The 16,374-nt window shown below is 66.1% G+C and carries 12 protein-coding genes and 1 pseudogene; 7 read left to right on the top strand and 6 right to left on the bottom strand.

Annotation, left to right across the window (positions count from 1 at the left end; all coding sequences use genetic code 11):
- Positions 1-114: 114 nt before the first annotated feature.
- Together ACIPZG_RS24265 and ACIPZG_RS24260 are read left to right on the top strand one after the other, a co-directional pair.
- Entirely contained in the window at positions 115-1,098 is a 984-nt protein-coding gene (locus ACIPZG_RS24265) for a flavin reductase (RefSeq protein WP_400717582.1), read from the top strand.
- 59 nt (positions 1,099-1,157) lie between these two features.
- Positions 1,158-2,429 carry a spinster family MFS transporter gene (locus ACIPZG_RS24260; protein ID WP_400717667.1) on the top strand — a complete coding sequence of 424 codons (1,272 nt, stop codon included), beginning with the start codon at positions 1,158-1,160 and terminating at the stop codon, positions 2,427-2,429.
- Between the two features lie 7 nt (positions 2,430-2,436).
- Here the strand turns inward: ACIPZG_RS24260 and ACIPZG_RS24255 are convergent, their stop codons facing one another.
- Entirely contained in the window at positions 2,437-2,955 is a 519-nt protein-coding gene (locus ACIPZG_RS24255) for a peroxiredoxin (RefSeq protein WP_400717580.1), read from the bottom strand.
- A gap of 201 nt (positions 2,956-3,156) precedes the next feature.
- Positions 3,157-3,300 (bottom strand): annotated as a pseudogene (locus ACIPZG_RS24250) (IS110 family transposase); the annotation flags it as partial.
- A 160-nt stretch (positions 3,301-3,460) separates the two neighbouring features.
- Between ACIPZG_RS24250 and ACIPZG_RS24245 the strand changes: the two are divergent.
- From ACIPZG_RS24245 to ACIPZG_RS24230, 4 genes are all read left to right on the top strand, one after another.
- The gene (locus tag ACIPZG_RS24245) at positions 3,461-5,998 is read left to right on the top strand and encodes an HWE histidine kinase domain-containing protein (protein ID WP_400717578.1); all 2,538 of its coding nucleotides are present in this window, start codon (positions 3,461-3,463) and stop codon (positions 5,996-5,998) included.
- Between the two features lie 257 nt (positions 5,999-6,255).
- Positions 6,256-7,635, top strand: coding sequence for an APC family permease (locus ACIPZG_RS24240; protein WP_400717576.1), 1,380 nt, complete (start codon positions 6,256-6,258; stop codon positions 7,633-7,635).
- 132 nt (positions 7,636-7,767) lie between these two features.
- Complete coding sequence (locus ACIPZG_RS24235; protein WP_400717574.1) at positions 7,768-9,060, top strand: MFS transporter; 1,293 nt, start codon at positions 7,768-7,770, stop codon at positions 9,058-9,060.
- A 12-nt stretch (positions 9,061-9,072) separates the two neighbouring features.
- The gene (locus ACIPZG_RS24230; RefSeq protein ID WP_400717572.1) at positions 9,073-9,843 is read left to right on the top strand and encodes a substrate-binding domain-containing protein; all 771 of its coding nucleotides are present in this window, start codon (positions 9,073-9,075) and stop codon (positions 9,841-9,843) included.
- Here the strand turns inward: ACIPZG_RS24230 and ACIPZG_RS24225 are convergent.
- Positions 9,833-10,738 (bottom strand): LysR family transcriptional regulator, encoded by a 906-nt coding sequence (locus ACIPZG_RS24225; RefSeq protein WP_400717570.1) that lies wholly within the window; start codon positions 10,736-10,738, stop codon positions 9,833-9,835. The genes ACIPZG_RS24230 and ACIPZG_RS24225 overlap by 11 nt on opposite strands.
- Positions 10,739-10,873: 135 nt before the next feature.
- Between ACIPZG_RS24225 and ACIPZG_RS24220 the strand changes: the two genes are divergently transcribed.
- The gene (locus ACIPZG_RS24220) at positions 10,874-12,061 is read left to right on the top strand and encodes an MFS transporter (RefSeq protein WP_400717568.1); all 1,188 of its coding nucleotides are present in this window, start codon (positions 10,874-10,876) and stop codon (positions 12,059-12,061) included.
- A 114-nt stretch (positions 12,062-12,175) separates the two neighbouring features.
- Here ACIPZG_RS24220 and ACIPZG_RS24215 read toward each other — a convergent pair whose 3' ends face one another.
- From ACIPZG_RS24215 to ACIPZG_RS24205, 3 genes are read right to left on the bottom strand one after another with little or no spacing between them, the layout of a single operon-like run.
- The gene (locus ACIPZG_RS24215) at positions 12,176-13,240 is read right to left on the bottom strand and encodes a lipocalin-like domain-containing protein (RefSeq protein ID WP_400717566.1); all 1,065 of its coding nucleotides are present in this window, start codon (positions 13,238-13,240) and stop codon (positions 12,176-12,178) included.
- Entirely contained in the window at positions 13,230-15,689 is a 2,460-nt protein-coding gene (locus tag ACIPZG_RS24210; protein WP_400717563.1) for an FtsX-like permease family protein, read from the bottom strand. The genes ACIPZG_RS24215 and ACIPZG_RS24210 overlap by 11 nt, the downstream gene beginning before the upstream one ends.
- The gene (locus tag ACIPZG_RS24205; RefSeq protein WP_400717561.1) at positions 15,686-16,345 is read right to left on the bottom strand and encodes an ABC transporter ATP-binding protein; all 660 of its coding nucleotides are present in this window, start codon (positions 16,343-16,345) and stop codon (positions 15,686-15,688) included. The genes ACIPZG_RS24210 and ACIPZG_RS24205 overlap by 4 nt, the downstream gene beginning before the upstream one ends.
- Positions 16,346-16,374 lie beyond the last annotated feature (29 nt).

The following is a 16,374-nucleotide window of genomic DNA, read 5'->3' as shown; positions in this document are numbered from 1 at the left end:
GCGCCTCGTCCGATCGGACCAGAATCGAGCAAAAGCGTTAGTCCGTTGAGACGATGCCTGGGCAGGCGGGCCATCCAATACTGGCGGCAGGCAATCCAACCCATGAGGCCAGCCATGGCAACACAACATATCGGTTTCGACCCCCAGGCCTTCCGTGCGGCGCTCGGCACCTTCACCACCGGCGTCACCATCATCACCTCGCAAGCCGAAGACGGCTCGCCGGTCGGCATTACCGCCAACAGCTTCAACTCGGTGTCGCTCAATCCGCCGCTGGTGTTGTGGAGCCTGTCCAAGCAGGCGCGCAGCTTGCCGGCGTTCAGCAGCGGCAAGCACTGGAACGTGCACGTGCTGTCGATCGAGCAGGAGAAGTTGTCCGGGCGCTTCGCCACCCAGGGCGAAGACAAGTTCGCCGAAATCGCCCTGGACAACGGCATCAGCAATGCGCCGTTGCTGCAGGACTGCACGGCCCGTTTCCAGTGCCGCACGGCGTTCCAGTACGAAGGTGGCGACCATGTGATCTTCGTCGGCGAAGTGCTCGCCTTCGACCACAGCGACCGCGCGCCGCTGGCGTTCCAGAGCGGCCAGTACGCCCTGGCCACGCGCAAGCCGCGCAGCGAGCTGCGCCTGGCCACCACCCCGCCGCCACCGGAATGCAGCTACACCGAGGACCTGCTCGGCTACCTGCTTGGCCGTGGCCACTACCAGGTGCTGAACCTGCTGCGCCACCTGCTGTGCAACCAGCAGCTGGACGAACAGGCGTTCTTCGTGCTGGCGGTGCTGTCGATCCGCGACAACCTGAGCCTGCAAGAGATCAACACCTTCGTCAGCTACACCGGCCACGTGGTGACCCTGGCAGGCATGCGTTTCCTTGAACGGCAGGACTTGGTGGCCATCGAAGGCGAGGCCGCGCACCTGCGCTTCGTGCTCACCGCCAAAGGGCGCGAGATCTCGTTGCAACAGGTGGCCCTGGCCAAGGTGGTGGAAGAAGAACTTACCGCCAAGCTCGGCGAAGCCGATGCCCAGGCGCTCAAGGTGCTGCTCAAGCGCCTGATCGTGGTCAGCGACCCCGGCTTGCCGGACCTCTGGGCGCCGCGGTGAGCAGCGCCGTGCCCACCTTGCCGGCGGCAGCCGTCGGCTGGCGCGGCCATGGTCTGCTGATGCTGTTGGCGGCGGTGTTCGCCGACAACTTCGTCGGGCGGCAGATCCTGGCGGTGATGATCGAGCCGATCAAGGCCGAGTTCGGCGTGGGCGATACGGCGCTCGGGCTGATCTCGGGCCTGGCCTTCGCGGTGGTCTACGCGGTGCTCGGCCTGCCCGCTGGCAGGCTGGTGGACCGCCTGCCGCGCACCCGTGTGCTGGCCGTGGCCTGCCTGCTGTGGGCGCTGGCGACCATGGCTTGCGGGCTGGCCGGCAGTTTCCTGGTGTTGGCCCTGGCGCGCATGCTGGTGGCGGTGAGCGAGTCGCCGACCACCTCGGCGTCGCTGTCGCTGATCGCCGACCTCTACCCGCCGCAACGGCGCTCGTTCGCCATCAGTTGCTTCACGGCTGCGCCGACCTTTTCCTCGATCATCGGCCTGAGCATCGGCGCCTGGGTGGTCGAGCAGTACGGCTGGCGCACCGGCTTCATCGCCCTGGGCCTGCCGGCCCTGGTCTTCGCCGCGATCCTGGCGCTGCTGGTACGCGAGCCGCCGCGCGGGCGCTGGGACCTGGCACCCCACCCGGCCCCTGCAGCACGCCTCGGCCTTGGCGCCGAGGCTCGCCAATTGTGGGCCTTCGTGCCCTATCGGCAGCTGATCCTGGCCGGCGGCCTGACAACGCTGGGTTCCTATGCCGTGGCCATGTGGAACACCAGCTTCCTGGTGCGCTCCCATGGCCTGTCGCTGCAGGAGGCAGGGATGCTGGCGGGCGTGGTGTGCGGCACCTGCGCCGGCGTCGGCGGGCTGTTCAGCGGCTGGTTGAGCGACCGACTGGCGCGCAGGGGAGCCCACTGGCAGCTGTCGCTGCCGATCTTCGGTCACCTGGCGGCGATGTCGGCGCTGGCCACTTACCTGCTGTGGCCCAGCGACCTGCTGATGCACCTGGGGGCGCTGCCGGTGCCGGTGGCGATGCTCTGGTGCGCGCTGTACAGCTTCTTCGCGGTGTGGTGGGTGGCACCGTCGTACAACCTGGTCACGCAACTGGTTGCCTCCCAACGCCGCGGCACCGCGATGGCCCTGCAGACCATCGTCAGTACCCTGCTCGGAGTGGGCGTGGGGCCGCTGCTGACCGGCGTGCTCAGTGACCTGCTGCAGCCCTGGTACGGCCAACAGTCGCTGCGTTATGCGCTATTGCTGGTCAGCCTGCCGGTGCTGGGCGCCGTGCTGTTGCTGCTGCGCACCTCGCTGTACGACCGCAGGCACCGCCACCTCCAAGCCCTGCCAGCGGAGTGAAACGGGGTTAGCGCGGGCCGCCGCTTTCACTCACAAACGCCAGCATGCTCTGCGCGTCGCTGACCTCGAGCTTGCCGGGCGCATCCACGACGATGCGCTTGACCAGCCAGTCGTCGGCGAACAGGGCATAACGCTGGGAGCGTTTGCCCATGCCGCGGGCCGAGGCGTCCTGGGCAAGCCCCAGGGCGTCGGTCAGTTCGGCATTACCGTCCGATATCATGCTGACCGCACCTTGCTCGGCAAAGGTCTTGCCCCAGGCGTGCATGACGAAGGCATCGTTCACCGCCACGCAGATGATTTCATCGATACCGGCACCCGACAGCGCCTGCGCCGATGCCAGATAGCCCGGCACATGGCGCTCCGAGCAGGTCGGTGTGAAGGCCCCGGGCAGGCCGAAGATCACCACCTTTTTACCTGCACAGCGCTCGCGCAGTGAGAACGCCTGCGGGCCCAGCGGGCAACTGCCTTGGCCGTCGCTGTATTCATAGAGGGTTACGTCGGGCAACAGCTCACCGGTCTTGATCATTGCGGTCTCCTTGAAGTCGGGTCTGTAGGTACGCTCGCGGGATAGTACAACGTCTCTGGTATTCCGCACGTTACGTTGCGTATCGCTGCCAGATGCTATTCCACATACCATTGGTAACACTCCCCGATGATTGACGCCCGGCCCCCCTGTGAGAGCAACTGTCTTGCTCAGTTTCTAAAAGCTGGCGCGCTCCCACATGAATCATGCTGAGCCCTGCAATTGGGCTGTATTCTCGGGCGCTAGCAAGGCTAAATCCCGCCATGGTGTGCCCGTCCTGAGCATCGCATTGAGCCTTACGATGAAGATCCTCATGCAGGCCACGATAGCGACTTTGGCAAACTTTCCTCAGTCCACGCTCGCCGCGCCCTGCGAGCGTGGGCCTCAGGTGACGAAGACCAACGCGCCAGCTAGACTCGGAAGCTGAACATGACTTAACCACTTCGTTTGCCTGAAATGTTCGGCGGTCAACTTAGGCAACCGGTCTTTGGGAAACCGGCAGGAACCTATGACTGTGCAACCTCAGGTCAACTTGACCAACTGTGACCGCGAACCCATCCAGATTCCCGGCAGCATCCAGCCGCATGGCTGCCTGCTGGCCTGCAACGCATCCGTCAGTGTCGTCCTGCGCCACTCATTGAACGCCCCGGCCATGCTCGGCGTCACCGCCGAGCTCAACGGGCAGCGGCTCGAAGCGGTCCTCGGCGCCGAAGCCGCGCATACCCTGCGCAACGCCCTGGCACGCGTCAAAGAGGCGTCGCGCCCGGCACTGTCGTTCGGCGTGGTGATCGCCTCGGGGCAGGCGTTCGATGTGTCCGCGCACCTGTTCAAGGGCACGGTCATCCTCGAATTCGAACCTTCCGGCGCCAGCATCGCCGAGCCTGTGGAGCTGGTGCGCACGGTGATCGCCCAGCTGCGCGACATCGAGCGCTCCGACAAGCTGATCCTCGACACCGCCCGGCGCGTGCGCGCGCTGCTCGGCTACGACCGGGTGATGATCTACCAGCTCGGTGCCGACGGCGCCGGCAAGGTGGTGGCCGAGGCCAAGCGCAGCGGCCTTGAGAGCTTCCTCGGGCAATACTTCCCAGCCTCGGACATCCCGCAGCAAGCCCGTGCGCTGTACCTGCGCAACCCGGTGCGGATCATTTCCGATGCCAACTTCAAGAGCGTGCCCATTGAGCCGGTGCTGGATTTGTCTGGCGAGCCGCTGGACCTGTCGTACGCGCACCTGCGCAGCGTGTCGCCGATTCACTGCGAGTACCTGAGCAACATGGGCGTCGGTGCGTCCATGTCCATTTCGGTGATCGTCGACGGCGCCCTGTGGGGCCTGATTGCCTGCCACCATTACGCACCGCGCACCTTGGCCATGGGCCAACGGGTGGCAGCGGAAATGTTCGGCGAGTTCTTTTCCCTGCACCTGCAGACCCTGCGCGCCAAGCACACCCTGGAAGCCGCCGAACAGGCGCGACAGGTGCTGGACAACCTGCTGCTCGACGCGCACCGCACCGATGACCTTGAAGCGCTGCTGCGTTCGCGATTGTCGGTGTTCAAGGGCCTGATCCCTTGCGATGGCATCGGCATGGCGCTGCAAGGCCGCTGGTCCGCGGATGGCCTGACCCCGCCCAAGGCGGCGATTCCCGGCCTGCTCAGCTTCGCCGAGGGGGTCGCCGAGGGCCGCACCTGGGCGTCGAACTGCCTGTCGATGGCCCACCCGCCGGCCGAGGACTATGCCGTCGACGTCTCCGGCGTACTGATCGTGCCGATGTCGCAGCACCCCAGGGACTACCTGATGCTGTTTCGCAAGGAGGTGGTGGAAACCCTGGACTGGGCAGGCGACCCCAACAAGACTTACGAAAGCGGCCCGCTGGGCGAGCGCCTTACCCCGCGCAAGAGCTTCGCGGTGTGGAAGCAGACCGTGCACCAGCACGCCTTGCCGTGGAGCGAGCAGGACCGCCAGTTTGGCGAAGCGATCCGCGCCGCGATCGTCGAAGTCGCCCTGCACAACAGCGAGCTGCTGGCCGACGAGCGCTCCAAGGCCGACGTGCGCCAGCGCATGCTCAACGAAGAACTCAACCACCGGGTGAAGAACATTCTGTCGCTGATCGGTGCGCTGGTGGCCCACCCCACCTCGGAAAACCAGACCCTCAACGACTATGTGGCCACCCTCAAAGGCCGTATCCAGGCACTGTCTCTGGCCCATGATCAGGTCGTGCGCGGTGACGGTGGCGGGCGTTTCGCGGCGCTGCTGGAAGCCGAGCTGTCGCCCTACCGGACCTCGGCCGATGCCCTGGAACTGCGCGGTCCCGGCCTGCTCCTCGATGCCCGCGCCTTTTCGGTGCTGGCCCTGGTGCTGCACGAGCTGGCCACCAATGCGGCCAAGTACGGCGCGCTGTCGCGGGCCGGCGGCAGGCTGTCGGTCACCTGGACCGTGGATGCCGGCGGCGCCTGCGAGATCATCTGGTGCGAACGCGGCGGCCCCACCGTGCGCCCGCCGACCCGCACGGGGTTCGGCTCGGTGCTGATCGAGCGCAGCCTTCCGTTCGACCTTGGCGGCAGCAGTAACCTTGAATACCGGCCAGAAGGCCTGTATGGCGTGTTCAGGATCCCGGCCAGGCACCTGACCCTGGTCGATGACTCCAGCCACGACAGCCCATCGGCCCCAGCGCCTGTGGTGCTGCCAGACTGCGCAGCCCTGGTCGATGCCTGCGTGCTGATCCTCGAGGACCAACTGGTGATTGCCGTCGGCCTCGAGCAGATCCTTGCCGATGCGCAGGTCCAGGACGTCATCACCGCCAGCTCCGAAGCCGAGGCGCTCGAGCTCCTGGCCACGCAAAGGCCGGATGTGGCGGTACTGGACATCAACCTCGGCAGCGGTACCTCCATTGCCGTCGCCGAAGCGCTCATCCGTCTTGGCATTCCGTTCCTGTTCGCCACCGGCTACGGCGACAGCGTCAGCATTCCGACCCACCTGAAGCAGGCGCCCGTGGTGCGCAAGCCCTATGACGCGGCGTCGATTCTGTCGAACCTGGAGATCCTGCTGGGCTAGGCAGTCCCTATGGGAGCCGGCTGGCCGGCTCCCATAGGAATTGCGTCAACTTTTAGGCATTGCGTAAGGCAGTTGCTCCCACAGCTACCGCGCAGCATGCGAAACCGGGCTCCCCCCAAAGGGTGATTTCGAGCGCCCCTGGAGTGTGGGAGCATTCCCCAGCCCCACCCCGACCCTGTCCCTGATCGAACTCCCAAGACCAGTAGCGAGCCCGCTCGCCTACTGCGGCGTCCTGCATTCCATTTCAGGAGTTAGCAATGCATACAACAACAAATACAGACTCTGCCCCTGCCCACCATCCTGCGTCGCAACCTACCGCTTCCGGCCGTTTCAGAAAGTCCATGAGCATGACCGCGCTGGTGTTGTTCGGCCTCGCCTACATGGTGCCCCTTGCAGTCTTCACCACCTACGGGCTGGTCACCCAGATGACCAAGGGCCACCTGCCCACAGCCTACATGCTGACCCTCGCCGCGATGCTCCTGACCGCCTACAGCTATGGCCGCATGGTCCAGGCCCACCCCTACTCCGGCTCCGTCTACACCTATACCCGCAAGGCCTTTGGCAGTCACTTCGGCTTTATCGCCGGCTGGACCCTGCTGCTCGACTACATCTTCCTGCCGCTGCTCAGCTACCTGCTGATCGGCATCTACATGTCCGAATACTTCCCGGCGATACACGCCTGGGTGTGGGTACTGGGCTCGATAGCCCTGGTCACCTTCCTCAACCTGATCGGCATCGAATCGATTACCCGAGTCAACTGGATCCTGGTGGTCGCCCAACTGGTGTTCATCGTCGTGTTCGTGGCGTTGTCGGTGCGCAACCTGGGCGAACAGGCGGCGCCGGTGTCGTTGCTGGCGCCGTTCCACCACGAGGGCTTCAGCGTGCCGCTGGTCATGGCCGGCGCGGCTGTCTTGTGCCTGTCGTTCCTGGGCTTCGACGCGGTGTCGACCATGGCCGAAGAAACCAGTAATCCGACCAAGCGCATTCCCCAGGCAATCATGGCGGTGTCGGTGATCGGTGGCCTGCTGTTCCTGCTGGTGTCGTACTTCGCCCAGCAGGTGTTCCCCGACTGGGCCAGCTTCGCCGACCCGGACTCGGCCTCGGTGGACGTGATGCGTCGGGTCGGCGGCGAGCTGCTGGTGACCGGCTTTACCGCCACCTACGTGGCCGGCTGCTTCGCCTCGGCCATGGTGTCCCAGGCCAGCGTTTCGCGGGTGCTGTTCGCCATGGGGCGCGACGGTGCGCTGCCACGGGTGTTTGGCCGTCTGGTCACGAAAAAGCGCGTGCCGGCCACGGCGATCATGCTGGTCAGCACGATGTCGTTGGTCGCCCTGTTCATCACCCTGGACACGGTCGCCAACATGATCAGCTTTGGCGCGCTGTTCGCGTTTTCTGCGGTCAACCTGGCGGTGGTCAAGCATTACCTGCTCGACCAGAAGCTGAGCGGCCCACGCAACTACCTGCTGTTCGGCGCCATACCGGCGCTCGGTTTCCTCAGCACGCTGTGGCTGTGGACCAGCCTGTCGAGCATGTCGTTCACCATCGGCCTGTGCTGGCTGGGCGTCGGTTTCCTCTGCCTGCTCGGGTTGACCCGGGCGTTCCGGGTGAGCCTGCCCGAACTGCAAATGGCGGATTGATCCGCTAGCCGCATCAATCGATGCGAACAATGCAATTCTCTAATCAATGACCCTGTCGCACCATTCCCGCCAATAAGAACCGTGCGCCGTTCCCAGCGGCGCACGTCACAAAAGCGGTATGGAGTACAGGCAATGACAGCAACAACCGCCTCCGGGCACTCCCGCGCCGGCGCGATCTTCCGGGTCACGTCGGGCAACTTCCTCGAGCAGTTCGACTTTTTCCTCTTCGGTTTCTACGCCACGCAGATCGCGGCGGTGTTCTTCCCTGCCAGCAGTGAATTCGCCTCCTTGATGATGACCTTCGCCGTGTTCGGGGCGGGCTTCCTCATGCGCCCGCTGGGTGCCGTGGTGCTCGGCGCTTATATCGACGAAGTGGGCAGGCGCAAAGGGCTGATCGTCACCCTGTCGATCATGGCCAGCGGCACGATCCTGATCGTGCTGGTGCCCGGCTACGAATCCATCGGCCTGCTCGCGCCCGCCCTGGTGCTGGTCGGGCGCCTGCTGCAAGGCTTCTCGGCGGGTGCCGAACTGGGCGGTGTGTCGGTGTACCTGGCCGAGATCGCCACGCCCGGCAACAAAGGGTTCTTCACCAGTTGGCAGTCTGCCAGCCAGCAAGTGGCGATCATCGTCGCGGCCGCCCTGGGCTATGCCCTGAACCAATGGATGGCACCGGCGATGATCGCCGATTGGGGCTGGCGCATCCCCTTCTTCGTCGGCTGCCTGATCGTACCGTTCATCTTCCTGCTGCGCCGTAACCTTGAGGAGTCCGAGGAATACGCCGCACGCAAGCACCGCCCGGCCCGGGCCGAGGTGCTGCGCACCCTGCTGCAGCACTGGGCCACGGTGCTCGCCGGCATGCTCATGGTGGCGCTGACCACCACGGCGTTCTACCTGATCACCGTGTACGCGCCAACGTTCGGCAAGACGGTGTTGCACCTGAGCACCGCCGATGCCTTGCTGGTGACGTTGCTGGTAGGCGTGTCGAACTTCATCTGGCTGCCGCTCGGTGGCGCGCTGTCCGATCGCATCGGGCGCCGCCCGGTGTTGGTGGCCATGACCCTGCTGACCCTGGCCAGCGCGCATCCTGCGCTGACTTTCCTGGTCAACGCGCCAAGCTTCCTGCACATGCTGGTGGTGCTGTTGTGGCTGTCGTTCCTTTATGGCCTGTACAACGGTGCGATGATCCCCGCGCTGACCGAAATCATGCCGGTCGAGGTGCGGGTGGCGGGCTTCTCCCTGGCCTATAGCCTGGCCACGGCCGTGTTCGGCGGTTTCACCCCGGCCATTTCGACCTTCCTGATCCAGTACACCGCCGACAAGGCCGCCCCCGGCTACTGGATGAGCTTCGCCGCACTCTGCGCCCTGGGCGCGACGCTGTTCCTCTACCGCCGTTCACGCGGTCAACTGCAACCGGCACTGTCTTGAGGGCGCTCGATCATGCGTAAAGTACTCCACGCCTTTGCCCTGCTCGCCTGTGCAAGCCTGGGCAGCGTCGCCCACGCCGAGCAGCTGCGGGTGATGACCTCCGGTGGCTTCACCGCCGCCTACCAGATACTCGGCCCGAAATTCGCCGCAGCCACCGGCAACACCCTCGATACCGCCCTGGGGCCGTCGATGGGGCAGGCGCCCGAGGCGATCCCCAATCGCCTGGCCCGTGGCGAGAAGGCCGACGTGGTGATCATGGTCGGCTACGCGCTTGATGCGCTGATCCGCCAAGGCAAGGTCGACCCGGCGTCACGGGTGGAACTGGCCGATTCGCGCATCGGCATGGTGGTGCGGGCCGGCGCGCCGATACCCGATATCAGCAGTGTGGAGGGGCTGAAGAAAACCCTGCTGGGCGCCCGGTCGGTGGCCTACTCGGACAGCGCGAGCGGCGTGTATGTGCACAAGCAGCTGTTCAAACGGCTGGGCATCGAGCAGCAACTTGCGCCCAAGGCCAGCATGATCGCGAAGATCCCAGTGGCCACGGTGGTCGCCAAAGGCGATTACCAGGTCGGCTTCCAGCAGGTCAGCGAGCTGTTGCCGGTGCCGGGCGCAAGCTTCGTCGGCAAGCTGCCGGAGGCGGTGCAATCGGTCACGCGCTTTGCCGCGGGCATTCCTACCCATGCCGAACACCCGCGCCAGGCCAAGGCACTGCTCGCCTACCTGGCCGCGCCCGCTGCCCAACAGACCGTGCAGGCTACCGGGCTGGATTCGGTCAGCCGCTGACCTCGACCTTCATGTCCACCACCAGGCGCTCCAGCGCCAACGCCGCCGGGGTCAGGGTTCGACCCCGGCGTTTGATCAGCCCGACACTGCGCATGACCTTTGGCTCGGTCAGGGCGACCCGGGTCAGGATCGGGTGATCACCCGCCGGCATCGCCATCGACGGCACCGCCGCCACCCCCAGCCCCGCCTCCACCAGGCCAATCATGGTGGTGACGTGGCGGGTTTCGCAGATGCTTTGACGTTGCGGCACGATGCCGCTCAACGCCTGGTCGAGCAGGAAGCGATTGCCGGAGGTCTTGCCCAGCGAAATGTAAGACTGCTGGTAGAACTCGTCCCAGGTGACACTGCTGCGCGCCGCCAGCGGGTGATCTCGCCGGCACGCCAACACATAGCTTTCCTGCACCAGCGGTTCGAACTCCACATCGGACTCCAGCGTGCCCATGAAGCTCAGACCGAAATCCGCCTCGCCATCGACCACCGCGCCCAGCACCTCGTGGGCGCTGGCGTCCAGCACCTTGACCTTGATCCGTGGAAACTGCTGGTGGTAATGCGCGATGACCCGGGGCATGAAGTAATACGCCGCCGACGGTACGCAGGCGACTGTGACCTGGCCAAGCCGTGTCGAGGCCACTTCGCTGATGCCCAGCAGGGCGTTGTCCAGGTCGTCGAGCAAGCGCTCGACGCTGGGCATGAAACCCCGCCCGGCCTGGGTCAGGCTGACCTTGCGGGTGGTGCGCTCGAACAGCCGCACGCCCAAGGCATCCTCCAGCTTGTCGATGCGCCGGCTAAGCGCCGGCTGCGAGATACGCACCGCCTCCGCCGCCTTGCGGAAGCTGCCTTGCTCGACCACTGCGCGAAAGGCTTGCAGGTCGTTGAGGTCGAAATTGATGGCCATGGCGCGCACTCGGGAGCTGCGGATTGATGCAACCATTTTATGAGTGCCGGCAATTAATGCAAAATATTACAGAGCCCGACGATGTCGTCTATCATCGCGCGTTGAACGTTTCAGCCAGTTTCAGTAAGGATCCCGATGTCTGTTCAGGAATTACCCCCGCTCGCCATCAGCAAAGGCGAAGTGGGCAAGATGGAAGCTGCCATGGCCTTGGGCAGCTTTGCCATTGGCACCGGCGAGTTCGCGATCATGGGGCTGATGCCCGATATCGCCGCCAACCTGCAGTTGAGCGAGCCGCAAGTGGGACATGCCATCAGCGCCTACGCCCTGGGCGTGGTAGTCGGTGCACCGGCGCTGGCGATACTCGGTGCCAAGCTTCTGCGTAAACACCTGCTGTTGCTGCTGATGGCCCTCTACGCCATTGGCAACCTGGCCACAGCCTTCGCCCCTTCCTTCGCCGGCCTGGTGGCCTTCCGCTTCGTCAGCGGCCTGCCCCACGGTGCGTATTTCGGCATCGCTGCCGTGGTGGCTTCGAGCATGGTGCCGAGCAACCAGCGTGCAGGCGCGGTGGCGCGGGTGATGATGGGCCTGACGCTGGCAATGCTGCTGGGCAATCCGATTGCGACCTTCCTTGGGCAATTCTTTGGCTGGCGCTCGGCGTTCGTGCTGGTCGGGGTGATCGCCCTGTGCACCATCGCCCTGGTCTGGCGCTATGTACCGCAACCCCGCAACGAGGCGCGCAGCGACCCGCGCAAGGAGCTGCAGGCCTTCCGCCTGCCCCAGGTGTGGATGGCGCTGGGCATCGCTGCCATCGGCTTTGCCGGCATGTTCTGCGTGTTCAGCTACCTGGCACCGACCATGCTGCAGGTGACGCAAGTATCGCCGCAGTGGATTCCCTTTGGCCTGGCGGCGTTCGGGGTTGGCGGCATCATCGGCAACATTGCCGGGGGCAAGCTGTTCGACCGCCTGCAGTTCCGCGCCGTGGGCCTGGTGCTGGTGTGGTCGACGGCGGTGCTGCTGTTCTTTACCTTCGCGGCGCATGCACTGTGGAGCCTGCTGCTGGGGATCGGCCTGGTGGGGACCATGATTGCCCTGGCGGCGCCGTTGCAGATTCGCCTGATGGATATCGCCCATGAGGCACCGAGCCTGGCGGCGGCTTCCAACCATGCGGCGTTCAATTTGGCCAATGCGCTGGGGCCCTGGTTTGGGGGCATGGCGATCAGTGCTGGGTTGGGGTGGACCAGTACCGGTTATATCGGCGCGGGTGCGGCGTTGGTGGGGCTGGGGATTTACCTGGTGGCGCGGCGGATGAAAGGCGGGGAGTGAGGCAGACCCACAGCTATCAAAGCCTTTGGTTTACTTGTGGGAGCCCGCTCCCACAGGAATCGCGCCAGCTTTTAGAAATTGAGCAAGGCAGTTGCTCTCACAGGCCGCAGCAGCTCAGTAGCCGGTCATTTCCAGATAGCCTTTGCCACCACCACTGCCCGTCACTCGCACGGGCCCTTCCCAGTATGCAAACCGCGTGTTCATCCAGGCCTTCGGCTCGAATGCCTCGACTTGCACATCCACTTGCTCCGAAGCCACCTGCACCCGCCAGCGCGTTGGCACGGACTTGCCATTGTCCTGCCGCGCCCACGCCAGCGGCGTTAACTCGATCTCCTTGCCCTGCAACGCCCGCGACCGCCCCTGGGCATCGACCCAGGTGCCGGCTCGGTAAGGCGGGCCCTGGTCTTCACGCACCTGGAACAACATCAGCTTCGCCCCGCTTTCCAAATGCAGCGAGAACCAGTCCCAGCCCCGCTGCCCGGCCGCCAATGGCTGGCTGCTCCACTCCCGGTCCAGCCAGGCCTGGCCCTTCACGGCAATGCATAGCCCGGCGCGCTCGACCTCGCCGGTTACCTGATAGAACGGCTGGCTGTAGTAGTACGACGCCTGGCCCTTGCCAGACTTCTCGCTGTAGCCCTGCAGGCCATGCAGCACCACAGGTTTGTCGGTGGCCAGGTTCAGGTCGTAGCGAAAGCCCGGCCCGCCCGCGCGCATGCGCAAGTGCTCGATACCGGGATCACCCTGCAGTGACCAATCATCGATCCACGCCTGAAAAGGCTCGGCCACCACGCCGGCCTGCCCCACCCCACCACGGGCCAGCGCTTCACCGACCTGGTGGCCACCGGGCCCGGTCAATGCGGCGTGGCCCATCCACAGGTTCGGGCTGTTCCAGTCGTGGGTCTCCGGCCCCGGGCGCAGCGCCGAGCGGAACAGGGTCCATTGCGCCCCCCAGGCGCGGCCCTGAACATCCTCAAGGTTGGCGGTGATGTACCACCACTCGATGCGATAGCCGTCATGGGCGCCGTGGTCGCGGGGGAACTGCAGTGCCACGCCGGGCGTGACCTGCCTGAACGCCCCGGCCTCGTTGCCGAGCCCGGCAAAGCCCTTGGGCGCCGGTGCCGGCGCATCGCACCCGGCCAGCAACAGGCCGGCCAGCAGCAGCCAGGCTTCAGGCTTCATCGGCAAACCGCCGCAACAACACGCCGGGTTGGCTGCGCGCCAGCTGCCACAGCGGCCAGGCACAGGCCAGCAGGCTGGTCAGCACGCCCAGTGCCCCCAGTTGCAGCAGCTGCCCGGGAAACACCTGCCACGGCAAGCGCCAGCCAAATGCCTGGACGTTCACCACCGCCACCAGGCACCAGGCCAACAGCAGGCCCAGGGGAATCGCCAGGAGCACGGTGAAGCCACAGAGCATCAGGGCCTGGCCCAGGCACAGCCAGCCCAGCCAGCGACGCGGCACGCCCAGTGCCCACAAGGGCGCCAGTTGACCTAGCCGACGTTGGCCGAGGGTCAGCTGGCTGATGAACAAGGCCACCCCGGCCACGCCCAGGGTCAGGCTGTTCAGGGCCGCGGTGACGGCGAAGGTGCGGTTGAAAATCGCCGTCGACCAGGCCTTCAGGCGGGCCTGTTCGACTAGCTGGTCGTCATCCAGGGCAAAGCGTTGCTGCAACTGCTGCTGGAGCGCGGCCACCTGGCCGGGCTTTACCAGCAGGCTCAGGCCGGACAGGTTGGCGGCCGGTGCATGGGCACGGAGCCAGTCGGCGTTGACCAGCGCATGCCCCTTGGAGTTGCCGTAATCGGCATGAATGCCGACCACGGTCAAGGCCTGCGGCGGCTCGCCGGGCAGCGTCACGCGGTCGCCCAGCGCCAACCCCAGGCGCCGGGCCAGTTGCTCGCTGAGCATGACGCCCCGGCCCGCTGCCAGTTGCGCCCAGGCATCCGCGTTTTGTGCCAGCAACGGCCAGTGGCTGCGGTAGAACGGATGATCGACCACCCCTTGCACCTGTACCGGCCAGTGCTGCAGGCGCCACTCCACCCGCCAGCTCGGCAGCACGGCGTTGACGGCCGGCTCGCGCGGCAACTGGGCATACAGCTGCAGTGCCTGCGCGCTGTCGCGAGGCGTGACATACAGGTCGGCCGCCAGGCGCAGGTCAAGCCAACCGATGAAGGTGCGGCGAAACCCTTCGGTCATCCCGCCCACTCCGACACTGGCAGTCAACGCCAGCAGCAGCGCCATCAACGCAAGACTCAGGGCCGGCAGCTGTTGCCGGCTGTCGGCGAAGAACCACTGGGCCAACGGCCGCCGCGCGTAGCGGGCAAGGCCGCCGAGCAGCAGCGCCAGCAGCCCTGGCAGCAACAGCGCCGCTGCCAGCAGCAACGCCGCCAGCAGGCCGAACGCGCTGGGCAGGCTGTTGCCCAGGTAGCCACAGCCCAGGGCCAGCAGTAGCAGCACAGCCGCCGCCAGGGCCTGACGCCGCAACCAGGGCACCTGGGCCAAGCGCCAGGCCTGCGGTTGGCCCAGTCCCAACAACGGCAGGCGCGCGGCGCGCAGCAGGCTGTCGAAGCCAGCAAGCAACGCCCCCAGCAGGCTGACGGCCATCCCCGCCAGCCACCACTGCCACGGCAAGTGCAGCTGCCCGGCCACCTCGGCACCGTACAGCCCCCGCAGGCTGGAGGCGAAATCGGGCAGTAACGCGGCAGCGATCAGGTAGCCGGCAAGCACGCCCACCAGGCCTCCCAGCAGCGCGAACAACCCCAACTCCAGCGCCAGGGCCGCGAGCAGGGTGCGCAGGCTGACGCCACAGGCCCGCAGGGTACGCATCAAGCTGCGGCGCTGCTCCAATGCCAGGCCAATGGCCGCGTGGGCGATGAACAAGCCGACCACGAAGGCCAGCAGGCCCAACGCGGTGAGGTTGAGGTGAAAACTCTCGGTCAGGCGCAGCAGGTCGGTGTCGTCACTGGCCGGCTGCAGCTTGAGGTCGGCGGCAAGCGCCGCCGGTAGGGGCTGGTCGCTGTTGCTGATCAACCGCGACAGCTGTCCCGGGGCCTTGAGCAAGGCCTGGGCCTGGCCGATATCGACCACCACCACACCCGGCGCGAGATGGGCGCTCAGGGCCAGGGGTGGCAGGCTCTGGCCTTCCACCGTGCGGATCTGCTCCCCGGCCTTGCGGCCCAGTTGGCGCAACGTGTCCGGGCCGACCCAGGTTTGCCCGGGCGCGACGACGAACGCCTGCAGGTCGAACCCCTGCGGGTCGGCGCCGGCAACCGCCATGCCCGGCAACAGGCTGAGCGGCTCGATGCCCACCAGCTTGACCGTCACTGAGGGTTCGCCTGCCAGCTGCAAACGCCCCTCCAGCACCGGCGTCACCTGCCAGCCTTGCCTGCGCAATTGCACATACAACGCCTGGTCGAAGCGCTGCCCCTTGTGCGCGACCAGCTGCGGGTACGCCGGCCCGGCCAGCACCGCGCGGGCCTGGGCGTAGTCGCTGCGTGCCTGGCTGTTGAGCGCCTGTACCCCGGCCCACAATGCCGTGGCCAGGCAGAGGCCGGTGAAGATGCTGATGCCCTGCAGGCGGTGGCGCCGCCAATGGCTGCACAGCGCCTGCAAGGCCAGCGCGAGGCTGTTCATGCGGTTTGCACCCGGCCCTGGTGCAACACGCAGCGCTGCTGCAGGCGGGCGGCCAGCCGTTGGCTGTGGGTGACCATCAACAAGGTGCTGGCGGCTTCGTTCACCAGTTGCAGCAGCAGGGCCAGCACCTCGTCGCCGTTGTGTTCATCGAGGCTGCCGGTAGGCTCGTCGGCGAGCAGCAGCGCGGGCCGGCCGGCCAGTGCACGGCCGATGGCCAGCCGTTGCTGCTGGCCGCCGGAGAGTTGCTCGGGGTAGCGCTGCAGCAAGGGCGTCAGCCCCAGCCTTGCGGCCAGGTGCGCCACCCAGGCCGGGTCGTGGCGGTTTGCCAGGCGCGCCTGGAAGGACAGGTTGGCGGCTACGTCCAGGCTGCTGATCAGGTTGTATTGCTGGAACACCAGGCCGATGCCCTCGCGTCGCCAGCGGGCCAGGGCGGATTCGTCGCGGTGATTCAGGGGGTGGCCGTCGATCAGGATGCGGCCACTGTCGGCACGGTCGAGGCCGGCCAGCAGGTGCAGCAAGGTGCTCTTGCCGCTGCCGGATTCGCCCATCAGGGCCAGGCTGCTGCCGCGCGGGAGGGACAGGTCGACACCACGCAGGACGTGCAGGGTGCCTTGGGCGGTGGTGAATGACTTGTGGAGTTGTTCGACGGCCAGCATGGGTGGGGCCTTTGAGATCGAGCGCCGCC

The organism is Pseudomonas sp. NPDC089395 (assembly GCF_044749525.1).
In the GTDB taxonomy this organism is placed as follows: Bacteria; Pseudomonadota; Gammaproteobacteria; order Pseudomonadales; family Pseudomonadaceae; genus Aquipseudomonas.
Note: the sequence above shows the minus strand (reverse complement) of the source record. Positions and strands in the feature narration are given on the sequence as shown.